Annotated in this window: 6 protein-coding genes and 1 pseudogene; 5 read left to right on the forward strand and 2 right to left on the reverse strand. The window is 49.9% G+C overall.

What is annotated here, in order from left to right; genetic code table 11:
• Positions 1–80 (reverse strand): annotated as a pseudogene (locus tag MsAg5_RS03230) (IS1595 family transposase); the annotation flags it as partial.
• Positions 81–366: 286 nt separating this feature from the next.
• Here MsAg5_RS03230 and MsAg5_RS03235 point away from each other — a divergent pair.
• The 4 genes from MsAg5_RS03235 to MsAg5_RS03250 all read left to right on the forward strand — a co-directional run bounded on the left by MsAg5_RS03235 (position 367) and on the right by MsAg5_RS03250 (position 16,200).
• Positions 367–5,673, forward strand: a complete 5,307-nt coding sequence (locus MsAg5_RS03235; RefSeq protein ID WP_338099184.1) for a beta strand repeat-containing protein — start codon at positions 367–369, stop codon at positions 5,671–5,673.
• 395 nt (positions 5,674–6,068) lie between these two features.
• A complete protein-coding gene (locus tag MsAg5_RS03240; RefSeq protein WP_338099186.1) occupies positions 6,069–8,438 on the forward strand; it encodes a GLUG motif-containing protein in 2,370 nt (789 codons plus the stop codon).
• A 527-nt stretch (positions 8,439–8,965) separates the two neighbouring features.
• A complete protein-coding gene (locus tag MsAg5_RS03245; protein WP_338099187.1) occupies positions 8,966–11,314 on the forward strand; it encodes a GLUG motif-containing protein in 2,349 nt (782 codons plus the stop codon).
• Between the two features lie 314 nt (positions 11,315–11,628).
• Complete coding sequence (locus MsAg5_RS03250; protein WP_338099188.1) at positions 11,629–16,200, forward strand: beta strand repeat-containing protein; 4,572 nt, start codon at positions 11,629–11,631, stop codon at positions 16,198–16,200.
• Between the two features lie 216 nt (positions 16,201–16,416).
• Here MsAg5_RS03250 and MsAg5_RS03255 read toward each other — a convergent pair whose 3' ends face one another.
• Positions 16,417–16,758, reverse strand: coding sequence for a hypothetical protein (locus tag MsAg5_RS03255; RefSeq protein WP_338099189.1), 342 nt, complete (start codon positions 16,756–16,758; stop codon positions 16,417–16,419).
• 507 nt (positions 16,759–17,265) lie between these two features.
• Between MsAg5_RS03255 and MsAg5_RS03260 the strand changes: the two genes are divergently transcribed.
• Positions 17,266–24,075, forward strand: coding sequence for a hypothetical protein (locus MsAg5_RS03260; RefSeq protein ID WP_338099190.1), 6,810 nt, complete (start codon positions 17,266–17,268; stop codon positions 24,073–24,075).
• Positions 24,076–24,093: the final 18 nt, after the last annotated feature.

Below are 24,093 nucleotides of genomic sequence, written 5' to 3' on the forward strand. Positions count from 1 at the left end.
AAGGCAAAAAGCTTCACAATTTGCCGAAATTTGGATTCTGAAATTTTAGAACGGTAAATGTATTTGTTTTTCATCTGCATGATCATGATTTGAACACCAATTTATTTGGTTGTTCTTATCGTGACCCTTTCCTTTTTTCTTTTCTCTTTCCTTTCTTCCATTTTCTTTTTTTTCAATCCGCGCCGGCCGCGCGCGTTATCGCAACACGTTTCCTCTGAGTTTTCAAAAGAAGGGGACTCTTTTTCTTTTTTCAATTTTCAATTTTAGATAAACGATGTTTATAAAATACAAAATTATAAAACATTTTATATATTTAAAAAACCATTTAAGTCCATATTTTAAAATTTAAACCTCAGAGTGAAAATTATGGACGCCCGCAATAAAAAATACATAAAAGTCGTTCTTCTTCTTCTCGTTCTTCTTTTGCTTGTTCTTCTTTTGACAACGTGTCTCAGTCAAAAACCAACGGAGGGAACCTGCAGCAACTGCGCGGTTTCCAATCCGCCGGGTCCCCAAAATGAAACCAACAATTCGTCGAGTCCGGACATCATCGTTGCCAACCAAACCACCGGCGGCAATCCGGTGACGCCGCCGTCTCCGCCGCCGATCGGCATTCAGCTTTACGACTTCAAATTTGACGCCGGCACCAACACGGGCACGCTGCGTCTTTTGGCGACGTTGGAAGAGCCGATTGCCGATCCGAATCTGATCGACACAATCGCGTATCAAAATATCAACACAACGTCTGACAACGGCGCGGGAACCGTCGCCGGTGTCGTTCTTTATGACGATACGTACAACCAATATCTGGTTTCAGTCACGGCGCCGCCGTTAAACACGCCTTGGAGCGGCGAATCCTACTCTTACATTTTGTCCGGCAGCAACGTCCATCTCACTCTCGGCGAAGAGCCGGCCGATCATGTCAATTATCCGTTCGAATCCGGGACCGGCATTTTCGGAGATCCGTTTACCATCGTTCATATCGTACAATTCGACGCGCTCCGATACTATACAAACGGTTCCGGTTCCAATCCGGGACAATATTTCCAATTGGATACGGATTTGGATTATCCGGCGGACTGGAACAACGCGTCCAATCCGTTCGAGCGCGCCGGAAACGACGGCAGCGGCTGGGATCCGGTCGGAACTTCCGCCACAGACGCCTTTGACGGTCTTTTTGACGGCAACGGTTCTTCCCTCAACAATTTTTTTATTCAGAAACCGTCCACGGATAACATCGGGATTTTCGGTGTGACTGCAGCCGGTTCTGAAATTGAAAACATGACGCTGAACCTGACCGGAAAAACCATTTCCGGACAAAATAATGTCGGCAGCATTGTTGGCGCCAACGGCGGCAGCATCACGGATTTCCAAACCGTTAACGGAACCGTGACCGGCAGCGGCAGCAACATCGGCGGACTGGCCGGAAATAACAGTGCCGGCGCCGCCATTTCCAATTCAAGTTATATCAGTTCAAACACGGTCGTCAGCACGGGTTCCGGTACGGAGAACGTGGGCGGTTTGATCGGCAGCAATTCCGGTACCGTTGATTCTTCTTTTGCCGACAGCACCATTTCGGCCGCCAACAGCAGCAACGTCGGCGGTTTCATCGGAAAGAATGACGGAACGGTGACGTTTTCCGAGCCGGCCGTCTTTTCAAAACCGGTGACCGGCAACGGTTCTGTCGGCGGGTTCATCGGTTCCAACAATCAGACAATTACAACGGCCGGCAACATCATTACTGTCACCGGCGCCGTTTCCGGAAACACAAGCGTCGGCGGCTTGATGGGCTATAACAACGCCTCCGTTTCGGGTGCAGCAACGACCGGAACGGTAACGGGTTTGTCGGCAACGGGAACCCATATCGGCGGTTTGATCGGTTTCAACGATGTCGGCGGCACATTGTCGTCCGTCAATTCGACGTCGCGGGTCAACGCAACGAAAAGCAGCAACGTCGGCGGCTTGATCGGAACCAACGCGGGTCCGATTTCCGGAACTGTTTCGAATCCTGTATTTGCTTCCGGAATCATCACCGGCAGCGGAACTGTCGGCGGTTTGATCGGCAGCAATTCCGCAACAATCGACAATGTGTCGGCAACAGGAAGTGTTTCGGTACCGAACGGTAATTACGGCGGCGGTCTGGTCGGCAACAATTCCGGCACGATTTCAAACGCCGCCGCCGGCACCGCGGGAACGCCGATGACAGTGAGCGGCAGCCGGTATCTCGGCGGCTTGATCGGTGAAAACAGCGGGCCGGTTTCAAATTCTTCCGTTTTTGCAGCGGTGACCGGTAATTTAAGTTTGGCGACGCCGGATAATGGCTACATTGGTGGTTTTATCGGCAGCAATAAACCGGCGGGCGTCTTATCGTCGGTGAATGCCAATGTGACGGTCAATGCGCCTAATAACAATTTTGTCGGCGGTTTTATCGGTCAAAACAACGCTTCATTTTCCGGGACGGCTGCGGATAAGATTTCGGTTTCCGGGGCGGTGACCGGCAATAATTTAACGGGCGGTTTTTCCGGTACGAATATCGGTGAATTGTCCAATCTTTCCGCGAACTGCTCCGTTAATGCGCCAAACGGCGCCTACGTCGGCGGCCTGATCGGCAGCAACGGCGGAAATATTTCAAATTCAATGGTTGGCGAATTCAACAATCCGGTTTCCGTTACGGGAAAAAATCACACGGGCGGTTTTGCCGGCTACAATAACAGGTCCATCAGCAATTCGTTTGCCGTGACCACTATTATCGGGACGGGAACCGGCAGTAGCCTCGGCGCTTACATCGGCGGCTTTATCGGCCAAAACGCCGGGGGAAATGCAAGTGTTGATTTTAACGGTTCGACAACCTCGTCTGTTTCAGCCCCCTACTCCAATTATGTCGGCGGTTTAATCGGCACGAATTCGGGTCCTGTTCACCTCCAAGGATCTGTTAACTTTGCGTCTTCCGTTCTCGGTTATAACTATGTCGGCGGTTTGATCGGCGATAATTCCGGAATAATCGATAATGCCGGCGGCGATTTTGGATTGACGCTTTCAACAAGCGTTTACGGCAATCAATATGTCGGCGGCCTGATGGGCAATAACATCCAGAAAGTATCGGATGTTTCAATCACCGGGCCGGTGACAGGGATTACCGGAAGCAGGTACGTCGGCGGCTTGATCGGTAATAACAGCGGAGCTGTGTCAAACATCTCAACGGCAAGAACTGTTTTTGTGACCGGCCAATCTTCCGGCAGCAATTGCGGCGGCCTCATCGGCGAAAATCTGGCCGGCGGCACCGTCACAGATGTGTCTTTCAGCGGGTCGGTTTCAGCGCCCGGATTCTCAAATGTCGGCGGCCTGATCGGCAACAATTCCGCAGCCGTCAACAATTCTACCGTCGGCTCAAGCAGTCCGCAGATTTCCGTGAACGTGACGGGCGGCAGCAATGTCGGCGGCCTGATCGGGCAAAACAACGCGACGGTGAAAAATGTGTCGGCGGTGGTTACGGTCAAAGACAATGCGTCTTTATCAACGCCGACCCCAAATCCCATCGGCGGTCTCATCGGGTTGAACAACAACAGCGGCATTTTAACGTCTCCGGCGTCCATGAGCGGCACGGTGAACGGCAGCAAGAGCCATTATGTTGGCGGCGCGATCGGCCGCAACAACGGAACTGTAACGGCTTCCGGAAACTCTCCGATAACCGTTGCAGCAACCGTTAATGGGGTGAACTGTACCGGCGGTTTCATCGGCCTCAACAGCGGACCGGTCACAGCGGCGGTCAATTCCCCCATTAGTGTTTCCGGTGCTGTCTACGGCAATGTTTCCGGAAATCCTTCCGGATCGCTGAACACAGGCGGTTTTATCGGATACAATAACGGAACGGTTCAAGGCGATGCGACAAGCCTTCTGTCGTCAAGGGCGAACGTCATCGGGAATTCATCCGTCGGCGGCTTTGCCGGATACAGCAGCAAAGCGGTTTCCTTTGCAAAAGTTGATCCGGTCAATCCGGCAACGCCGTTGACTGTCAACGGCACGGCTTATGTCGGCGGTTTGATCGGACTCAATATTGGCAGCGTTAACAATTCGTCCGTCAACGCAACGGTAAACGGCGTCGGCGCCGTGTCAAATGTCGGCGGTTTTGCCGGGCAGAGCGCGAATGATTCAATCTCAGATATCACGGTCAATACGTCGGTGAGTGTTTCCGGGTCCGGCAACACCGTCGGCGGTTTCATCGGCAACAACAACGCCAATATCATTTATGATTCGGCTCATCCGATTTCCGTTTCCGGCACCGTCAACGCGCCGTCATGCACGTATGTGGGCGGCCTTTTTGGAACGGTTTTCGGAACGGCGGATTGGAACAACACAACGTTTTCATCCGTCAATGTCACCGGAAACACCGGCGTCGGCGGCTTTGCCGGACGGAACAGCGGCACAATCCAAAACGTCCGCGTCGCCAATAATGTGACCGGACTGCAGGAAGTCGGCGGTTTGGTCGGCAGCAACAATAAATCCATTGAAAATTGCCATTCGTCGGTCAAGTTGACGGCCACCGGTTCTGCAACCAACCAGCTGCGGTTCGGCGGTCTCGTCGGCAACAATTCCAACAACACGACGTCGCCGGCAACCATTAACAATTCAAGTTTCTCCGGAACGATCAGCCTCGCAACGGCGAGTTCGGTCGGCGGGATTGCCGGCGCGAATGGTTTTAACAATTCCACCGGCATCATCTTCAATTCCTCGGTGTCGAATTCCAACATTAACGGACTCGACGATGTCGGCGGTTTGGCCGGCGCTTCTTCCAAAACCAGCCAATTCACCGGCCTCAAATCCGCCGCAATGGTCAACAACACAACCGTTTCGGGACGCACCGAAGTCGGCGGCCTCGTCGGAACCGGCAGCAACATCACTCTGGAAACGTGTGTGCTGGATAATATTTCCGTGACCGGGACCAACGGCACGGGCGGCTTAATCGGCACGTCTTTTGCGAACTTGGCGGTTTCAAACTGTTCGGTCAATCTTTCCGCAGCCGGCGTTTCCGGAAATGAATCCGTCGGCGGCCTGATCGGCAAAGCCAACAACACGTCCGTTCAAACATCTTACGTAACAGGCGGCAACGTTACCGGCAATTACAGCACGGGCGGTCTGATCGGGTTTTCAATCAATTCTTCCGTTCAAAATTGTTACGAATCAGCCAATGTTTCCGGTTTCAATAACGGAACCGGCGGTTTGATCGGCAATCTTTCCACGTCCAACATCACGGATTGCTATGCCGGCGGAAAGGTTTCCGGAAACAACAATGTTGGCGGCCTTGTCGGATATGCGAGCGGGGGATCCGTCACCTCATCCGTTGCGCTGAATCCGTCCGTCACAAAAACAGGCGGTATTGTCAACGACGGTTACCGGATTCTCGGTTCCAACAACACAAGCGCTGCGTTCACGCTTTTGGACAATTATGCGCTGGACAGTTTGCCGGTTTCCGGCAGCGGCAGCGAAGCGGCGCTGAATAAAAAAGACGGTTTAAACGTCACATCAACAAATGCCACGGAACGGGCGTTTTATGAGGGCGGCGGCAGCATTGCGACGACGCTGACTTGGAAGTTCTACGACCCGGTCAACACGTCCAATTCGTGGACAATGGATACAGATGCGCCGTTTTATCCGATTTTGGCGTGGACGATTTAATCAAACGGTGAAAACGGCATTCTGCCGTTTTCCGTTTCTGTTTTGCTTTTCTTTTTTTGTTTTTTTGCGCGCCGCCGCCGCGCGCGTTATCGCAACACGTTCTCTTTGAGCTTTCAAAAGCCGGCTTTTTTTTTGAATTTTTGAAAACGATGGACTGTTTTTAGAAAATATTCCCGGCGGTTAAAATCACATTCATAAGCCGGGTTTCCACTCAGAAACTTCTGACTATATATGTCAAAAATGTCTTTTATTTTAATGATATATTATTATTTAACACAAATTAAAATATTCAAATGAAATATTTATATAATTGGATGGATTATTACTGTATTAGTAGAAATTACTATTTAGGAAAAATAATGATTTATTAAAAAATAAAAAAAGTGTGTGATATAATGTCCGCTCAGCCTTTAGGTTCAGCATCCATTCCGGGTTCAAGATCCGGGTCTCAAAAGAAGATGAAGACAGGCGTTGCCGTTTTGATTCTTTTGTTTTCTTTCCTTCTCATTGTCACGGTTCTTTACAATCCGGGGCCGGTTGAAAGCATTTGCAGCTGCAGTCTTCCGGCCGGCGAAGCGCCCGGTTTTGAAGAAGAACAGACCTCATCCGGATTGCCGTCTATTGTTGTCGACCCGAAGCAAGGCGGCAACCCGGTCACGCCGCCGGGCCCGGATCCGGAACCGCCGGGTCCGAAATTTTCGGCCGAACTTTATGATTACAACAACACGACAAAGACGCTTCGCCTTTTGGTGTCCAGCGACCAAACGCTGACGGACTCCGATTTGGAAACGGTTTCTTATGCTGAAATCGGCGGCGCAGACGTGGGTGATTTTGATGCCGGAAACATCAGCATTGAAGCTTATTCCGAACCAAACAGTTTCTTGGTTTCGATTTCCAACGGGCCGCTCACCACGCCCGGAAACGGCAGATTGTACAATTACACCGTTTCGGGAACCGATTTTAACGCTTCTGCCAATTATCCGTTTGAATCCGGAACCGGTATCGGCGCCGACGCTTATCAAATTGAAAACATCGTTCAGTTTGACGCCCTCAGATATTACACAGGAGCAGCCGGAACCGGCCGGTCTTTCGCTCTCGGCGGCAATGTGACATATCCGGAAGAATGGAACGCGCCGGTTGCTGAAAATCCCTACAACCGCTCTCTTTCCGACGGAAACGGATGGCTGCCGGTCGGCGGCTCTGCCACCAGATTTTCGGGGACGATTGATGGAAACGGTCATGAACTGAACGGTTTTTACTTGAACAGGCCGGCAGCCAACAACGTAAGCATATTTGGCATAACGAATTCCAGCTCTGAAATTAAAAATTTGACGTTAAACAACACGAACATCAGAGGACAAAGTGATGTCGGCGGCTTGGCCGGTACAAACCTGGGCACGGTTTCAGGCGTTCGATCGGTTTCCGGTCAGATTTCCGGAAAGGCGCCGGGCGGATATGCTTCCGTCGGCGGCTTGATCGGCAACAACAACGCCGGCACGGTGACCAACAGCCATGTTGTTTCCGGCACGGTCTCCGGCGACAATTGGGTCGGTGGTCTGATCGGTTTCAGCAACGGTTCGGTGACCAATTCCGGTACGGAAAATACAGCCGTCAGCGGACGGGTGAATGTCGGCGGTTTGATCGGCTCCAGTTATTTTGATATTCAAAATGTTTCGTCGGTCAACAACACGGTTACCGGAACGGCCAACTGTATCGGCGGTCTTGTCGGGGCAAACGCCAAAAACATCACCGATTCGGATTCCAAGAACGGAACGGTTAACGGCCATGTCAGCACCGGCGGCTTTACCGGCGCCAACGCCGGAATTATTTCAAACTCTTCCGCTCAAAATATGACAATTTCCACGCGCACCGATTCTTATATCATCGGCGGCTTTTCCGGCGGCAACACCGGAACAATTACCAACTCCTCTTCAACAGACGGTACGATGCGAAATATCTCCAAAGCCGGCGGTTTTGTCGGTCAAAACGAAAATGGCGGAAAAATCTTGTCGTCTTCCTCGGAAAACATGACGTTTGAAGGGTGCGGCGGTTTGGTCGGCGGTTTGGTCGGCCGGAATCTGGCGGGCTCAACGATTGAAAAATCCTTCTCAACCAACAGTATTAATGCTGCCGGAGGCAGCAACGGCGGTCTGGTCGGTGACAATTACGGAAAAATTACCGAATCTTACGCCACCGGCGACATTAAATCGTTGGGCGGCGGCGAACGGCACATCGGCGGTTTGGTCGGTACAGCCGGTACCAACAGTGTCATTCGCGATTGTTATGCCACGGGCGATGTGGACGCTAATATTTCAGAAACCGGTACGTTTGCCGGTGGTATTGCCGGCAGCAATTACGGAACAATCGATCGGGTTTATTCGACCGGCTCTGTTGAAGGTTACAGTTACGTTGGTGGGATTTCGGGGCTTTCCAAGGGGACACCGGAAAAATCTTTCGGCAACCTGACAAACTCAATTTCACTCAACAGCCAAATTGAAAAGAATCCTAACTATGGTTTCGTAAGCCGTATAACGGTTCCGGACGCCGGTTATGCACCCAATAATGTTTCAAATAATTTTGGTCAAATTGAATATTCTTGGGTCGTGGATACGTCTCAAAAAGACGGTGAAACAATCCTCCCGGCAGATGCCGATTTGGATTTCTATGAAAATACATTGAATTGGAACTTTGACGCCGGGACCGGCGTTTGGACTTGGGACGACGCCGGCAACGTTCCGGTTTTCCAATGGCAGGAAGAAATCTGATTTCAATTTGATTTCTTCTCTTTTTCTTTTTTTTGTTTTTTTTGCGTGCCGCCGGCGCGCGCGTTACGGCGTTCATTTTGGCAGACGTTTTACAAAAAAAGCGGTTTTTTTCAATTTGATCCGGCTTTTATGATTCTCCTCCCGTTTCCGTCATTTTTCATATTTGAATCATTCGTTTTTTTGATCAATTTCTCTCCATCTCGTTTATCTCTCTTTTTTATAATTTTCTTATTATTCTTCAATCATCTTTTCCGTTGCCGATTTTTTCAATCGAATTTTATAATATCAATAGGCAGGGAATCTATTTATAGTTAAATATGTTTTTATTTGTATAATTGTTCAAAAATATATGAAAATAAATCAGAAATATATTATCTGTTCGGTCGAATTATTTTTTTTCAAAAACATCCCTCCACACGTCGCACGTCCATGATTTTATTTCATTTCATCTATTTTTGAATCAATTCTTTTGTTTGTCAATTTGAAATTGCAAAGTTGATACGCCTCAAAAAACAGAAAGGATTACTATGGAAAAACCCCCGAACAAAACGATTTTGATCGTCGTTATTGTATTGATTCTTCTTTTGGCAGCTGCGCTTGTTGCGGCTTGGCCGAAAGAAAAAGACCCGAAGAACAATTCTTCCGCCTTGCTTCCCAACGGTTCTTCAAATTCCTCCGCCGCGTTTGATTCAAATCACATAAGTTCGAACGCCGGTGAAAAAGGCAAAGACCCCGTTCTTGCAAATCCGTCTATCGGCGGCCGGGAACCTCCAATCCCGCCCACCAACGCCAATTTTACGGCAAAACTTTATGATTATAACGAAGTCACACACACGCTTCGACTGCTTGTGCAAGCAGACCAAGAAATCGGTCCGTTTCCGGGCTTCGCCGCCGGTTTTGAAAACATCGGCACGGGCGCGTCCGGAAACATGACCGTTCGTCATGAAATTTTCCAAGACAGCCCCGACATGTTCTTGGTTTCCATCACCGGCGTCCCGTTAAACACGCCCGGCGACGGTCAAGTTTACACGTTCAGCCTGTCCGAAATCCGCGGCAGCGGAACCGGCGACAGCGTTTGCTATCCGTTTGACGGCGGCAACGGGACAGACGCCGATAACGCTTTTGAAATCGCGAACATCGTTCAGTTTGACGCGCTGCGGTATTACGCCGGAAGCAGCGGAGAAGGCAAATATTTCAAGCTGGTCATGCCGGATGAAACGTATCCCGGGTTTGACGCCAATGTTTTTGTGATGCCGCCGGATTGGAACAACGAATCTGCGGCGGTGCAGAGAGGTTACTCGGACGGAAAGTTCTGGCAGCCGGTCGGCTCCGCCGAAAAGCCGTTCTCCGGCACATTTGACGGCAACGGTATTCTGATGGATAGTTTTGACATCAACCGTCCGGATGCGGATTATATGGGCATTTTCGGTGTGACGGCGTCCGGGTCCGTTCTCAAAAACGTGACCGTGACCGGAACAATCATGACCGGAAAAGATTACGTCGGCGGTCTTGCCGCCCAAAACAACGGTTTGATCGACGCCTGCTCCGTCCGGTCTGAGATTCACGGAAAGATCAATGTCGGCGGTGTTGCCGGCGTCAATTCGGGAACGATTTCCAATTCCGAACACGTTGCCAATATTGTTTCCGGAAACATCAGCGTTGGCGGCGTCGCCGGCGTCAATTCGGGAACGATTTCGCAATCTCACGGCGGGAGATGGGAAGGCCTGCCGAATACGTCCGGCATTTACGGGTATGAAGAAAATGTTGGCGGAATCGCCGGCGTCAACATGGGCTCCGGGTCCATTTCGGACAGTTATTTCGTGGGTTCCGTGACCGGCGTCAATTCCGTCGGCGGTTTGGCCGGCAAAAGCAGCGCGGGGATTTCCAATTGCTACGCGACGGGAAGCACGATCATCGGTACCGGAAGTGATATCGGCGGCGCCATCGGTACCCGTCACGACGGAACTCTTTCCAATATAACGGCGGTTGATGCCGTTCATTCGCCGCTCGGCTCCAATGTCGGCGGACTGATCGGAAACAACACGGGCGACTTTGACGGAAGAACCGTTTCAGGGGCGACTTACTTGTCCGGCGGCGTGACCGGTAAAAATTATGTCGGCGGGCTGATTGGTTTTCATGGCGGCGGATCCGTTCATGACGTGATCTCGTCTGGGCCGGTAACCGGAAATTCATCTGTCGGCGGCCTGGTTGGTTATAACAACGCCAGCATTGCCAACAGCACAGCAAACGGCGCCGTTACGGGAAATGCTTCCGTCGGCGGCATTGCCGGTACGAACAACGGTCCCGGCACAATTTCCGCGTCCTTTACAAACGGTTATACCGTCACGGGCAATGGAGACGATACGGGCGGTCTTGTCGGTTTAAATTTCGGAACCGTATCAAATTCCTATTCCTGCGATCCCGTCACGGGCGTCAATAATGTCGGCGGCATTGCCGGTTCCAACTACAAAACAGTTTCCAATTGCTACGTTTATTATGCGCCGGTATCGGCAAGCGGTAACTATGCGGGCGGGATCGTCGGATTTTCGAGTCCGTATGCGCCCAACAGAATTCAAAACTGTACGGTTTTGTTCGGGCTGCCGGTTTCATCCGGCTCGGAATCGACGCTGGGACGGATCACCGGCAATTTTGATCCTTCCCAAACAACACTTTCCAACAACTACGGAACTGACGGCCGTGGCAAAAATCCGGCCGGTTCGGGCTGGGTGTCGAATATTTCCGGAAAAGACGGTGCCTCCAACACTTATGATCCTGAACAATCTTTGTACGAATCAATCGGCTGGGATTTTGGCCCGGCAGGTTTTTGGGTTTGGGGCGGCAATTATCCGGTTTTGAGATGGCCGTCGGCGATATAATTTGGATAAATCTTTGATGACTTATCATCAAAGATTTTCTTATTTTTTTTAATTTTTTTCTTATTTTTTTTAATTTTTTTCTTATTTTCTTTTTATTTTGTTTTTTTATCGCCGCCGCTTCGTGCGCGTTATCAGCATTGCTGCCTTTCATTTTCAATGAGCTGTGGCGTCTTTTTATTTTTCAATACATTTTTATATATTCATCATATTTATGTATATATTTTAATAAATACATAAAAATAAATTATATCAAATCAATTTTAATTAAAGTTGTTTGAAGATTTTGAAAGATCAAGGTCTTCCCGGGTGTTTATGTGTCCTCCCCTCTCCAGAAAATCATCTTAGCCGCGCTCATTTTTTTGTTTTTGCTTTTTGCCGTTGTTTTGATAACCGGATCGCCGTATGACAAAATTGACACGTTTCCGTGTTCTCTTTCCGGTTCATCTGCGGAGAATAATACGTCCAATGGTTCCAATAATACCACAAACGGCTCCAATACGGCAAACAATACAATTTATGTCACACCGTCGACCGGCGGCGGCAGCGTCACGCCGACCGGGCCGGATTATTATGTTTCCCTTTACGATTATAATGTCGCCAGCCACACGCTGCGACTGTTGGTCAAAGCGAATTCGCCAACGTCTTCCATTCCGGATTTCGTGGTGACTTATGAAGAAATCGGCAACCCTTTGGTCATCGGAACGATGTCGGTGGACAATTCCGAAATCTATCAGCTGGATGAGAATGCATTTTTGGTTTCCGTGACCGGGGCGCCGTTAAATATGCCGGGAGACGGGCGGGTTTACAATTTTTCTCTCAACGATACGAGCGGAACCAACACCGGCGATTTTGTTCACTATCCGTTTGAATCCGGCGCCGGTACCGTTTCGGACCCTTATGTGATTAAAAATGTCGTTCATTTCGACGCCGTCCGGTATTATACCAATGCCAACGGAACCGGCAAATATTTTGAATTAGAGACGCCGGAAAGACCGTCAAGCGTTTCCAACCATTTGGTTTTGCCGCAGGACTGGAACAATCCCGACAACAACACACACAGACGGTCTTATTCGGACGGCGGTTTGTGGCAGCCGGTCGGGTCCTCGCCCTCGGACGCCTTTTCCGGAACCTTTGACGGGAACCAAATCATTCTTGAAAATTTCCATGTCAACCGTTCCGGCAGCGATTATATGGGCATTTTCGGCGCCGTTTCAGATACGGGGACGATCAACAACACAAACGTGATCGGTACATCCATTGCCGGAAAAGATTATGTCGGCGGATTGGCCGGCAGCAACGCCGGAACCGTCTCCAACAGTTCGTTTAACGGTCCGGCGATTACCGGCGTCAATTCCGTCGGCGGCCTGGTCGGTCAAAATGAAGGAACCGGAAATATTCGTCAGTCTCTGGCAGACGGCATTAATATCACCGGCACGGGTTCCGATATTGGCGGCTTGGCCGGCACGCGTCTTTCCGGCGCCGGCGACATTTCAAATACGTATGCGTTCGCGTCTCTGGACTCTCCGCTTGGAACCAACGTGGGCGGCCTCATCGGCAACAATTCCGGCGACTTGGACGGATCAGTGAATACGGTTGGCGCGATTGATGGTGTTATTGATTTACAGTATCCGGTGGCCGGGAATAAAAATGTGGGCGGCCTTGTTGGTCTTCACAACAGCGGCAATATCAACCATACGCAGTCCGTTGGTTTTTATTCAGTGACTGGCAACGGAACGGACGCCGAAAACATCGGCGGCCTGATCGGCCATCTCGTTTCCGGAAATGTTGACAATTCTTATGTTAACCGTCCGGTGACCGCCGAATTCGGAACCAATGTCGGCGGCCTGATCGGTCTTCGGGAAGGCGGAACGTTATCCAACGTTTACACGACGTCTGATTACGGCGACGTTTCCGGTCTCAAAAACGTGGGCGGCCTCATCGGCAACAATACGGCGGATATGGATACGGCAACAGGCAGTATCAATTCATCCAAAAATGTGGGCTTTGCCATTCCGGGCGAAAATCTCATCGGAACGAACATTGGCGGTCTGATTGGTATCAATTCCGGCAACGTCACCGGTACGTCTTCGCGGATTATTCAAGCGGCCGGGTATGTTTACGGCGCTGAAAACGTCAGCTGTTTGATCGGTCTTCACACCGGCGGCGATCTTGACTCTATTCGGGCGGATGGCCAAGCTGCGGGTTACAAAAACGTGGGCGGACTTGCTGGTCTTTACGAAGATGGCAATTTAAGCAATTCCATCGCCTATTGCGTTGTTTATGGGGATGGTTTTACACCGCAAGATATCGGCGGTCTGATCGGACAGCGTTCGGGTGGCATTATTTTATCAAATATTAGTTTGGCGCCGCAAGTGTATGCCACGTACGGCACAAATGTGGGTGGCCTGATTGGTAACAATACGGGAGACGTGGGCGAAACCGGTTCGGGTGTTGTTTCTGTGCAGGGTTCTGTTCGCGGTTTTGAAAATGTGGGCGGTCTGATCGGTCTTCACAACAGCGGTGCGATTGAATCGTCCTCTTATTCTCCAACCTCTCACGTTTCGTTTTCTGTTCACGGAGAACTTCCGGGTTTTAAAAATGCGGGCGGATTGGTCGGCAATTTGGCAGCCGGGTCCGTCAACGGTTCTTATTCAACCGGATTGGTTTATTCAGAGGCCGGCGGTACGAATGTGGGCGGCCTGATTGGTCTTCGTTCATCCGGAACATCGGTTTCTAATACTTATTCGGGATGCGACGTTACGATTACGAATGGTACCAACATCGGCGGTTTCATTGGAAACAACACGGGAAATGTGGAAGGAACGAGCGGAACCCCCATTTATTCGTCCGGATCTGTGGCGGGCGTGAACAATGTCGGCGGCTTGATCGGTCTTCATAACAGCGGAAGTGTGAATTATACAAATTCTTCCGCCACTTCCGTCAACGGAACAAATGAAACCGGCGGTTTGATCGGCAATTTTGTTTCCGGCAGCGTCAACAATTCCAATTCAACTTCCGGCACGGTCAACGGCATCGGTACGTCGCCTCAAAACATAGGCGGTCTCATTGGTTTGCGTCCGTCGGGAACAACGGTGGCCAACGTCAATTCATCTAAATCGGTCAACGCCTTAAACGGAACCAATGTGGGCGGCTTGATCGGCAGCAATGCGGGCGATGTGAGCGGCGCGTCCTCCGCCTTCATTCGTTCGACCGGCTCCGTTGCCGGAAATACGAACGTCGGCGGCTTGATTGGTCTTCATAACAGCGGGGATGTGAATTATACGAATTCTTCCGCGCTCACCGTGAACGGAACCAACGAAACCGGTGGTTTGATCGGCAATTTTGTGTCCGGCAGCGTCAATAATTCGAATTCGTTAACCGGTACCGTTTATGGAACCGGCGCCACCTCTCAAAACATCGGCGGATTGCTTGGTCTTCGCTCGTCCGGAACAACTGTTTCAATGGTGAGTTCTTCAAAAGTGGTGAACGCCGCAAACGGAACCAACGTTGGCGGTCTCATCGGAAACAACACGGGAGACGTCGGCGGAACGTCTGTGACGCCGATTAATATGGTTTCGTCCGTGGCCGGAAACGAAAATGTCGGCGGTCTCATCGGTTTGCACAATTCGGGCAATATTAATTACACGCGTTCCTCTTCCGGCCAAATTAACGGAACGGCGAATGTGGGCGGTCTGGTCGGCAATTTCACTTCCGGGGGACTTGACAATTCATCTTCCACCGGCGGTGCGGTTTATGGTCTCGGCTCATCCCCTCAAAATATCGGCGGTCTGGTCGGACAGCATTCGGCCGGAACGGTGACCAACGTTCTCTCTTCAAAATCCGTGACGGCCGTAAACGGATTGAACGTGGGCGGCCTCATCGGCAATAACACGGGCGATGTGACCGGGACCAACGCGTCCAGAATCTATGCCAACGGCGCCATTTCCGCAGCCGGCGCTCAAAATGTGGGCGGATTGATTGGTCTTCACAACAGCGGAACGGTCAGTTACACCTACAGTTCTTATTATCTATTGGGGTCGGATTTGGAACCTGATTTTGATGTTATTCCTGAGTTTGGACCGGAATTCGGTTCAGTCGGATTGGTATTGGATGTGACGGAACACGTGTCCGCAACCGGCAGCCAAAACGTGGGCGGTCTTATCGGAAACAACAACGGAACGTTGACAAACAGCCGCAGCCTGGCAAATATCGGCGGCGGCACAAATATCGGCGGCCTTGTCGGCGTCAACCAAGCCGGCGGCGTGATTTCATCGTCGACGTCGACGGCTTCAAACGGCGGCGGTTATATCATCACAGGTACGGGCGACAATGTCGGCGGGCTGGCTGGTGAAAATTTCGGCGATGTTTCGAATTGTTATTCGTTCAACCAAGTCAACGGGAATAACAATGTTGGCGGCCTCATCGGCGCCAATTACAATAATATTTCTAATTCCTACCACTTTTATGCAGGCGTTAACGCAGCCGGCAATTATTCCGGCGGCATCGTTGGTTTTTCGGATACTGATGTGGATAACAGTATCAATGGATGTGTTGTACTGACGTCTTATTACCCGATTTCATCAAGTTCCGCCGGCACGCTCGGACGCGTCAGCGGAAATATTGATACGGACAGTTTGGTCAACACAAACTTTGTGAACAATTACGGTCGAAATGATTCTGCCAGAAATCCGAGCGGTTCGTGGACATCCGATCTTTCCGGAAAAGATGGGTTGAATGTCACAGGGTTCAACACAAATTTGCAAAGCTTCTACGATGGAACCGGAACCGGCAATTATACGTCTAATCTGGACTGGGATTTTAGTGTCGGAACCGGTATTTGGAAATGGTATGCCGGCGGTTATCCGGTTTTAATGTGGGAGCCTTAAACTGAAAATTTAAAAACCGTTTGTGTTTTCACAAACGTTTTTTCATTTTTCGCTGTCGTTGGCTGCTTTATTTTCAACCGTTAAAATGGATAGAATGCGCATCAAAAAACAGCGGAAAATCCGACATTCAAAAAAGATGTTCATTTTTGCCTGAAATAAAAAGCAAAAATATAACAGTTAAAATTATGAAATATTGTTAAAATTCAATTATTATTATTACTCTTTGATCTTAATTTCTTCCAATATTTCTCTCATGATTTCTTTTAATTCCATCCGCGTCGTCGGCATTTCCGAGTCCGTTTTCTTTTGCGTCGGATATCGAATGGTTTCTTCATTATTTTCACAATAATTTATAAAATCATGAACGGCAATTCGAACCACATAGGATTTATTTTTCTGGATATTTTCCGCGATTTCGCTGAGTTTGTCGATCACGAAAAAATTAAAAGCGACGGAAATCTGCGTTTTTTGAGACGAATCGTTCGGCTCAAACTCCATAATCATCGAATGTTCGAATCCGTCCTCGTTTTCGCAAAGAATGATTTTTCCGAGAAACATTAAAACTGAGGTATTCACCACATCGGACAGGCACGAAAACTTCCCCGTTTTAATTAAATTATTCATCCTGTTGATGATTTGTTGACTCATGGATAATGAGATTGAAAGTTTACCGGTGTTCCTATCCCTCATGGTTTTCAAGAGGTTTTGTTAGGATATTATAATTTTTGAGTAATATTCCCCTTTTTTTATTATATTTGAAATATATGAGTAATATAACTTATTATTTTAGTAATATTTATATAGAATCGTATAATTTACTCATATTATGGACTCAAATGGTCTCAACCCACATTTCGAGTTCATTTTCTATCATGAAAAATCCGCTTCAGGCAGCGGATTTTTCAAAAACGTTTATTTCTCAAACTAATATATTTCTCCAATTAATATATTTTTTTCAACGATTTCATCTTTTTCAACTTCATTTCACCATCAATCTAATTTGCATATCACAATTATTTTACTGATATAATAATCTCTAATTAAAATTAAAATGGGTTATTCAGTATGGATTCTCAATCAGATAAAACTCAACAAAATAAAAAATACATTAAGGTCGGCATTATTATTCTGATCTTAATTATTTTGGCTCTTCTTACGGTCACGTGTTTGAGCCAGAAAGAAAAAGTCGAACAGATTTGTAATTGCTCTCTTTCTTTACCCGGAAACAACAGCACCGGTGAAGGTTATACGCAGCCTGAACCGTCCAAGGGTTCCGCCGGTTTGCCGGACATCATCGCCAATAACTCAACAGGCGGCGGCGGGACAACGCCAACCACGCCAATCATCGAATATTCGGCCGAACTTTACGATTACAGCGAATCCGCCCAAGTGCTTCGCGTCTTGGTGACGGCCAACGCAACGATTACGGCGGCGGACATTACCACTGTGAATTATGTGAATCTCGATAACGCGGCAGACACCGGATCATGGACCATCGGAACAGCGGACGTTGAAACTTATACATTGCAAGCGGACACTTTCCTTGTTAATTTATCCGGAACGCCCTTGGCCACACCCGGCAGCGGCAAAGTTTACACATATTCCGTTTCCAGAGGCGGCAACTCCATCGCAGGATCTGTTAATTACCCGTTTGAATCGGGAACCGGTGCAAGCGGAGACGCTTATTTGATTGATAACATCGTTCAGTTTGACGCCCTCAGATATTACACAAACGGAAACGGTTCCGGAAAACTTTTCCTGCTCAACGATAGTTTGGATTATCCGGACGATTGGAATTCAGCCGACACAGTCACTTATCCGTATGCCCGTGCCGGAAGCAGCGGTCTCGGCTGGTCGCCGATCGGATCGAATGCGGCAACCAACGCCTTTGACGGCAGTTTTGACGGCAACGGCAGCACATTGACAGGCTTTTTCATCGATTTGTCAACATTCGATAACATCGGTATTTTCGGCGCCACCGCCACAGGTTCCGAAATAAAAAACATAACGTTGGATATGGACGGTCAAACCATAACCGGACGCGATAATGTCGGCAGTTTGGTCGGCAGCAACGCCGGAACGGTTTCACAGGTCGAAGCGTTGAACGTGACCGTCGTCGGCGAGGAATCCGTCGGCGGTTTGATCGGCAACAACACCGGCGCCGTTACGGGGACATCCAGCGATGAAGTTTATGCCGGCGGCAGCGTGAAGGGAAATGTCAGCATCGGCGGTCTGATCGGTAAAAACAATGCAGCGGTTTCTTATTCCAAATATGAAGGGGCCGTTTCTGAAAACTGGTCCAGTACCGGTTCCGCTTCACATGAAAACATCGGCGGTTTCATCGGATTGAATGAAGCCGGCGGCACCTTGTCAAATGTCGCGTCTGCGTCATCTGTTTCGGCGAACAACAGCAGCCATGTCGGCGGTCTTGTCGGAAAAAACAGCGCGGACATTTCAGATTCTCAAGTGGTCAACGCGACAGATCCGACCGCACGGATTCTTGTTAAGGGTAAAGACTTTACAGGCGGATTTGCCGGATGGAACGACGCTCAAATTACGGGTTCGTCTTCCGTCACCGAAATTCAATTTAAAAACACCCAAAGCGGCGGCGGTTTCGTTGGTTACAATGGCGTCAACGGTGAAGTCGTTTTAAACAATTCAGCCGTGAATTCGACTTTCACGACTGCCGGATCTATATTTTCTAATATCAGCGGTGTGGTCGGAACAAACATCGGCACCATTGATGTGACGGAAGCCTTGGTATTTTCCAACGATTTAGCCATTTCAGGTACAAACATCGGCGGGTTCGTTGGCTATAACGCCGGTCCGATTACCGGAACGAGCACAACAAACACGATCACAGTTCGCGGAAGTATTGCCGGCGGTACAAACATCGGCGGTCTTATCGGATGGAACAACCAAAGCATTGGAAACGTTCAATCCACCGCGGCTGTCACAGGAACGACAAGCGTCGGCGGTCTCATCGGTAATAACACGGGAGCCGTTTCGACTTCCAATGCATCCGGACATGTCCGCGGTTATCAATATACCGGCGGTTTGATCGGTTACAACGGTGTCGGTGGAACAATTACCGGCACAAACACCAATCCGGTCTTTGCCAACGGCACAGTGAACGGTTCAATCAGTGCGGGTGGTTTCGTCGGTTGGAACAACGCTTCCGTTTCTAATGCCAAATTCAACGGAACGCTTGGCGAAAACAATTCCAGCGGAAACGTACCGGCAACCTCCCTGCAAGTCGGTGGTTTTATCGGAACAAATGAAATCGGCGGCGCTATTTCAAACGTCTCTTCGACACCGACCGCTCCAATCTCCCTGCACAATATTTCCGCCGGTTCTCAAAATATCGGCGGGTTAATCGGTTTGAACAAGGGCACCGTCGACGATTCTTTCTCCACGGCTGACGTGAACGTCACCAGCGCAACAGTGCATGCGACCACAAAAGACAACGTCGGCGGTTTGATCGGCAACAACTCTGGTGCCCTCGCCAACGTTTATGCGACAGGCGATGTGAATTCGTCCGTTAATAATACGGGCGGTTTGATCGGTATCAACACCGGTACTGTTAACAGCAATGCCGGGACCGGCACGTACGCCACCGGAAACGTTGTCGGAACCAACTTTGTCGGCGGTTTGATCGGCAGCAACACGGTACCTGTCAGCGGTTCCGCAAAGACTATTTATTCAAATTCGACCGTGGCCGGATCCAGTTATGTCGGCGGTTTGATCGGGAACAACTCGAACACAGGAACATTGGAAACCGTTCTTTACAATGGAACAAACGTGACCGGATTCTATTATGTCGGCGGTTTGGCCGGCGTCAACAACGCAACTGTCAACAACTCAAGTTCCATCGGCGCCGAAGTGAAAGGAATTAACGTCGGCACATCCGGTTCACAAGACGTCGGCGGGTTGATCGGCCAAAACAATGTCGGCGGCACTTTGACGAACGTTTCGACGACCAACACAATCAACGCACCGACCGGCATGAACGTCGGCGGTCTGATTGGCAACAACACGGCTGATTTGACGGCAAACGCCGCCAATATCTTCTCTTATTCCGGAACCGTGACGGCAGAAACAACCGCTGGCGGTTTGATTGGTAACAACGTCGGAAATATTTCAGGTGTTTCCGGCAGCAAATATGTTTGGTCAAACGCAACGGTCGCAACAACCTATTCAGCGGCAGGCGGTCTGATCGGTGAAAACAAGGGTGACGTGTCCTATGCCCATTACAACGGTTCTTCCGTTTCCGGCAGCCAGAATGTCGGCGGTCTTATCGGCAGTAACTTCGGAAATGTTTCCTTTTCGTCCGCCGAAGGACTCGGAACGACGCCGACAATCTCCGGTTATGATTATATCGGCGGTCTCGTTGGCTCGCACAACGGCGTCAATGGCGTTCACACCGTTTCCAACGCGTCTTCAATCAACTTCACGGTGAAAGGTGAAAAGTCGGCGTTTGTCACGCCCAACCGGTGGGCCAACGCAACCGGCGGCCTTATCGGCTACAACGTCAATGCCAACGTGACCGACAGTTTCGCCAACAACACCGTGATCGGCGAACAACAAACCGGCGGTTTGGTCGGCGACCACAAAACCATTTCCGGACAAGCGGCGTCTTATGTTGTCTGGAATTGTACGGCGGAAGGCGACGTCACCGGAAGCATCAACACCGGCGGTTTGGTCGGACGCGTTGAGAACAGCCGGGTGAATAATTCCACAGCTATTAACGGAACTGTTACCGGTACCATTGCCGGCACCGATCAGAATCTCGGCGGTTTGGTGGGTATTTCTCATAAAAACGTCTCCGAATTGCCCGTTTTTATTGAAAATTCCTATTCCAATAAAACCGTGACCGCAACCGGAACCGATCCGAATTTTGTCGGCGGTTTGATTGGAAGTATTGGTCTCAACCAGACTGTTTTCAACTGTACGGTTGAAGGCGACGTCACCGGCGGTAATTACACAGGCGGTTTGATCGGTTTAAGTTCGGCAAACGTTTCCGATTCAAATGCCGGCGGAAATGTAACGGGAACCAACAAAGTCGGCGGCTTGATCGGCAACAGCTCCGGAGACGTTCGTTTTTCGAATGCCGGCGGAAAAGTTTCAGGAAACGATAATATTGGCGGCTTTATTGGCGAAAACAACGGATCTGTGTACATTTCGAATGCCAGCGGCAATGTTAACGGATCTGCTTATGTCGGCGGCCTTGTCGGTTTGAATACGGTGAACGGAAATATCAGCAGCGATTCGTCCGGCGACAGCACATTTGCAGCCGGAGATGTCAACGGCTCCACTTATGTCGGCGGTCTTGTCGGCAGCAACAAAGGAACAATACACTCGCCCTCGATGGCGATCTTTGCAACCGGCGGCGTGACCGGAAATTCCTTCGTCGGCGGTTTTGCCGGTTCTAACGAAGTCCTGCTTTCTAACGTCGGTGCAGAAGGCGATGTTTCCGAAGGTACAGGCAGCGGCCGTCAATATTTCGGCGGTTTAATCGGTTACAACGCGGCCGGCGGTACACTGACAGGCGTTTCGTCTATCGGCAACGTTTCAGCGCCGGGCAGTCAGTATGTCGGCGGTCTCGTTGGCCATAACAACGCTTCGATTATTAATGGAAATGCCGGTGCAAGCGCCACTCCCATTTTGGTTTCGGGCGGTAATTTCACAGGCGGACTTGTCGGCAATAACCTCAATGTTGAAATCAACACGTCTTTTGTCACCGCGGCTGTTACCCTCACGAACACATCTTGCGGCGGCGGTTTTGTCGGGCGCAATTACGGCGATTTGGTTTTGAACAACTCGACCGTCAATTCGACGCTCACGGTGACCGGAACCGGAACAACCGGACAGATCGGCAATGTCGTCGGTTTGAACATGGGAGATGTTGAGATCGTCGAAGCCATTGTGATTTCGAATGACATTTCGGCGCCGGGTCACAGCCAATCCATCGGCGGTTTCATCGGCGACAACATGGGTACCGTTTCAAACACGAGCAGCACCAATACCATTCAGATTAAAAGCAATGTGACCGGCGGCGACTATGTCGGCGGTTTTGCGGGAATGAATGACGGATCTCTGTCTTATGTTCAAACAACCGGGGATGTGACGGCAACCGGCAACACAACCGGCGGTTTGATCGGACAAAACGATCCGAACGGAGCGATTTCTTCGTCAAGCGCAACCGGCGATGTGAGCGGAAATAACACCGTTGGCGGTCTGATCGGCTACAACCGGGCTGCCATCAACGGCGGCACCGGAACAGGCGTCTTTGCACAAGGCGACGTCAGCGGAAACAATGACGTCGGCGGTCTTGTCGGCAACAATTCCGGCGGAATCACCGGCGCATCCGGTCAATTCGTTTACGCGAACGGAACGGTCACGGTGGCGCACAACAATTCCGGCGGTCTGATCGGTATCAACAACGCGTCGATTTCTTATGCGACATCGAACAGCACAGTTATCGGAACCGCAACCGGCAACGTCGGCGATAAGGGTGAATACATTGGCGGACTGATTGGTTTGAATGAAGTCAATGGCGGCCTTTCAAACATCTTCTTCAATGGCTCCGGCTCCGTTTCAGCGCCGGGCAGCAGCAGAATTGGTGGTATGATTGGAAGGAATTTGGCGAATTTGGACAATACGTACGACATCATTGATTCTTCCGTCACGGTGAACATTTCGGGACGTTCGTTTGTCGGCGGTCTTGTCGGCGACAACGTCGGTACACTCCGAAACTTCGATATGGACGCGGATGTTGACGCGTTTTCATTTTTGGACCGCAGCGGATTGTTTGCTGGTGAAAATGAAGGTGAAATTGAGTTCTGTACGTTGACCGGCGACGTGGTCGTCACGGACGGTTCTGAGATCGGCGGTTTGGTCGGATTAAACATCAAAAATATCTCGAATTCGTCTTTCTCCGGTTCCATCACAACTTCCGATGAGTCCAAGTATTTTGGTGGTCTTGTCGGCCAGAATGCTGACAATGGACTGATTTCCGATTCGAATGTTACGAATTCAGTCGTTTCAGCATATGCGACAGCCGGCGGTTTAGTCGGCCGCAATGATGCAACAATTCAAACATCTTTCGTCGAAGACTCTGATATTACGTCTGTTGCCGGAGCAGCCGGCGGTCTCACCGGTTATTCAATAGATGATACAATTTCCGACAGTCATGTTAAGGATTGCAACATCTTAATCGGTGATATACTGTATGCAAAAGAGGGCGCCGGCGGTTTGATCGGCAGATCGGCCGGGACCGTCGTTTCAAATTCCTTTGTTTCGGGAAGCTCTGTGACATGTAACAGTACGGCTCCCGTTGTTGCCAACGCGGGCGGTTTAATCGGTTATATTTTTGCGTCGACTTCAAACGACGTTTTGATCGAAAACTGCTATGCAAACAGCGACGTTGAGGCGAATTCAGCCAACACAACTCATGCCGGCGGTTTAGTCGGATATGGTGAAATTTCCGGCGCCGACGGGATGAATGTCACAATTGAAAACTGCTACGCCGCCGGAAATGTTACATCTGCATCTTCGTCAGGGTCTGCAGCAGGCGGTTTGGTTGGCGTTGTGTTAAACGACGGGGTGGCCGGCAAAACTTTTGAGATCAGCTCCTCCGTTGCTTTGTGTGACGCCATTACAGGAGACGTAACGGGCAGAATTTATGCCGGCGGCACCGTGACGACAGCAGACAATTACGGTCTTGACACACTCGCCGGCAGCGACCCGGACCAGGACGGCGATGATGTTTCATCAGTTTCCGCAATGACGGTAGCGTTCTATTCCGGTCTCGGATGGGATTTCACCAATGTTTGGGACATTACCGAAGGTTCTTCCTATCCGTTCCTGCAATAACTGTAACGTCAAAACAGA

Origin of the sequence: Methanolapillus africanus, assembly GCF_032714475.1 — an archaeon.
In the GTDB taxonomy this organism is placed as follows: domain Archaea; phylum Halobacteriota; class Methanosarcinia; order Methanosarcinales; family Methanosarcinaceae; genus Methanolapillus; species Methanolapillus africanus.

What these genes read in the sequence shown, in the direction of transcription:
- MsAg5_RS03255 (WP_338099189.1), bottom strand. Translation starts at nt 16,758, where the DNA reads ATGTTTCTCGGAAAAATCATTCTTTGCGAAAACGAGGACGGATTCGAA.
- MsAg5_RS03235 (WP_338099184.1), top strand. Translation starts at nt 367, where the DNA reads ATGGACGCCCGCAATAAAAAATACATAAAAGTCGTTCTTCTTCTTCTC.
- MsAg5_RS03245 (WP_338099187.1), top strand. Translation starts at nt 8,966, where the DNA reads ATGGAAAAACCCCCGAACAAAACGATTTTGATCGTCGTTATTGTATTG.
- MsAg5_RS03240 (WP_338099186.1), top strand. Translation starts at nt 6,069, where the DNA reads ATGTCCGCTCAGCCTTTAGGTTCAGCATCCATTCCGGGTTCAAGATCC.
- MsAg5_RS03260 (WP_338099190.1), top strand. Translation starts at nt 17,266, where the DNA reads ATGGATTCTCAATCAGATAAAACTCAACAAAATAAAAAATACATTAAG.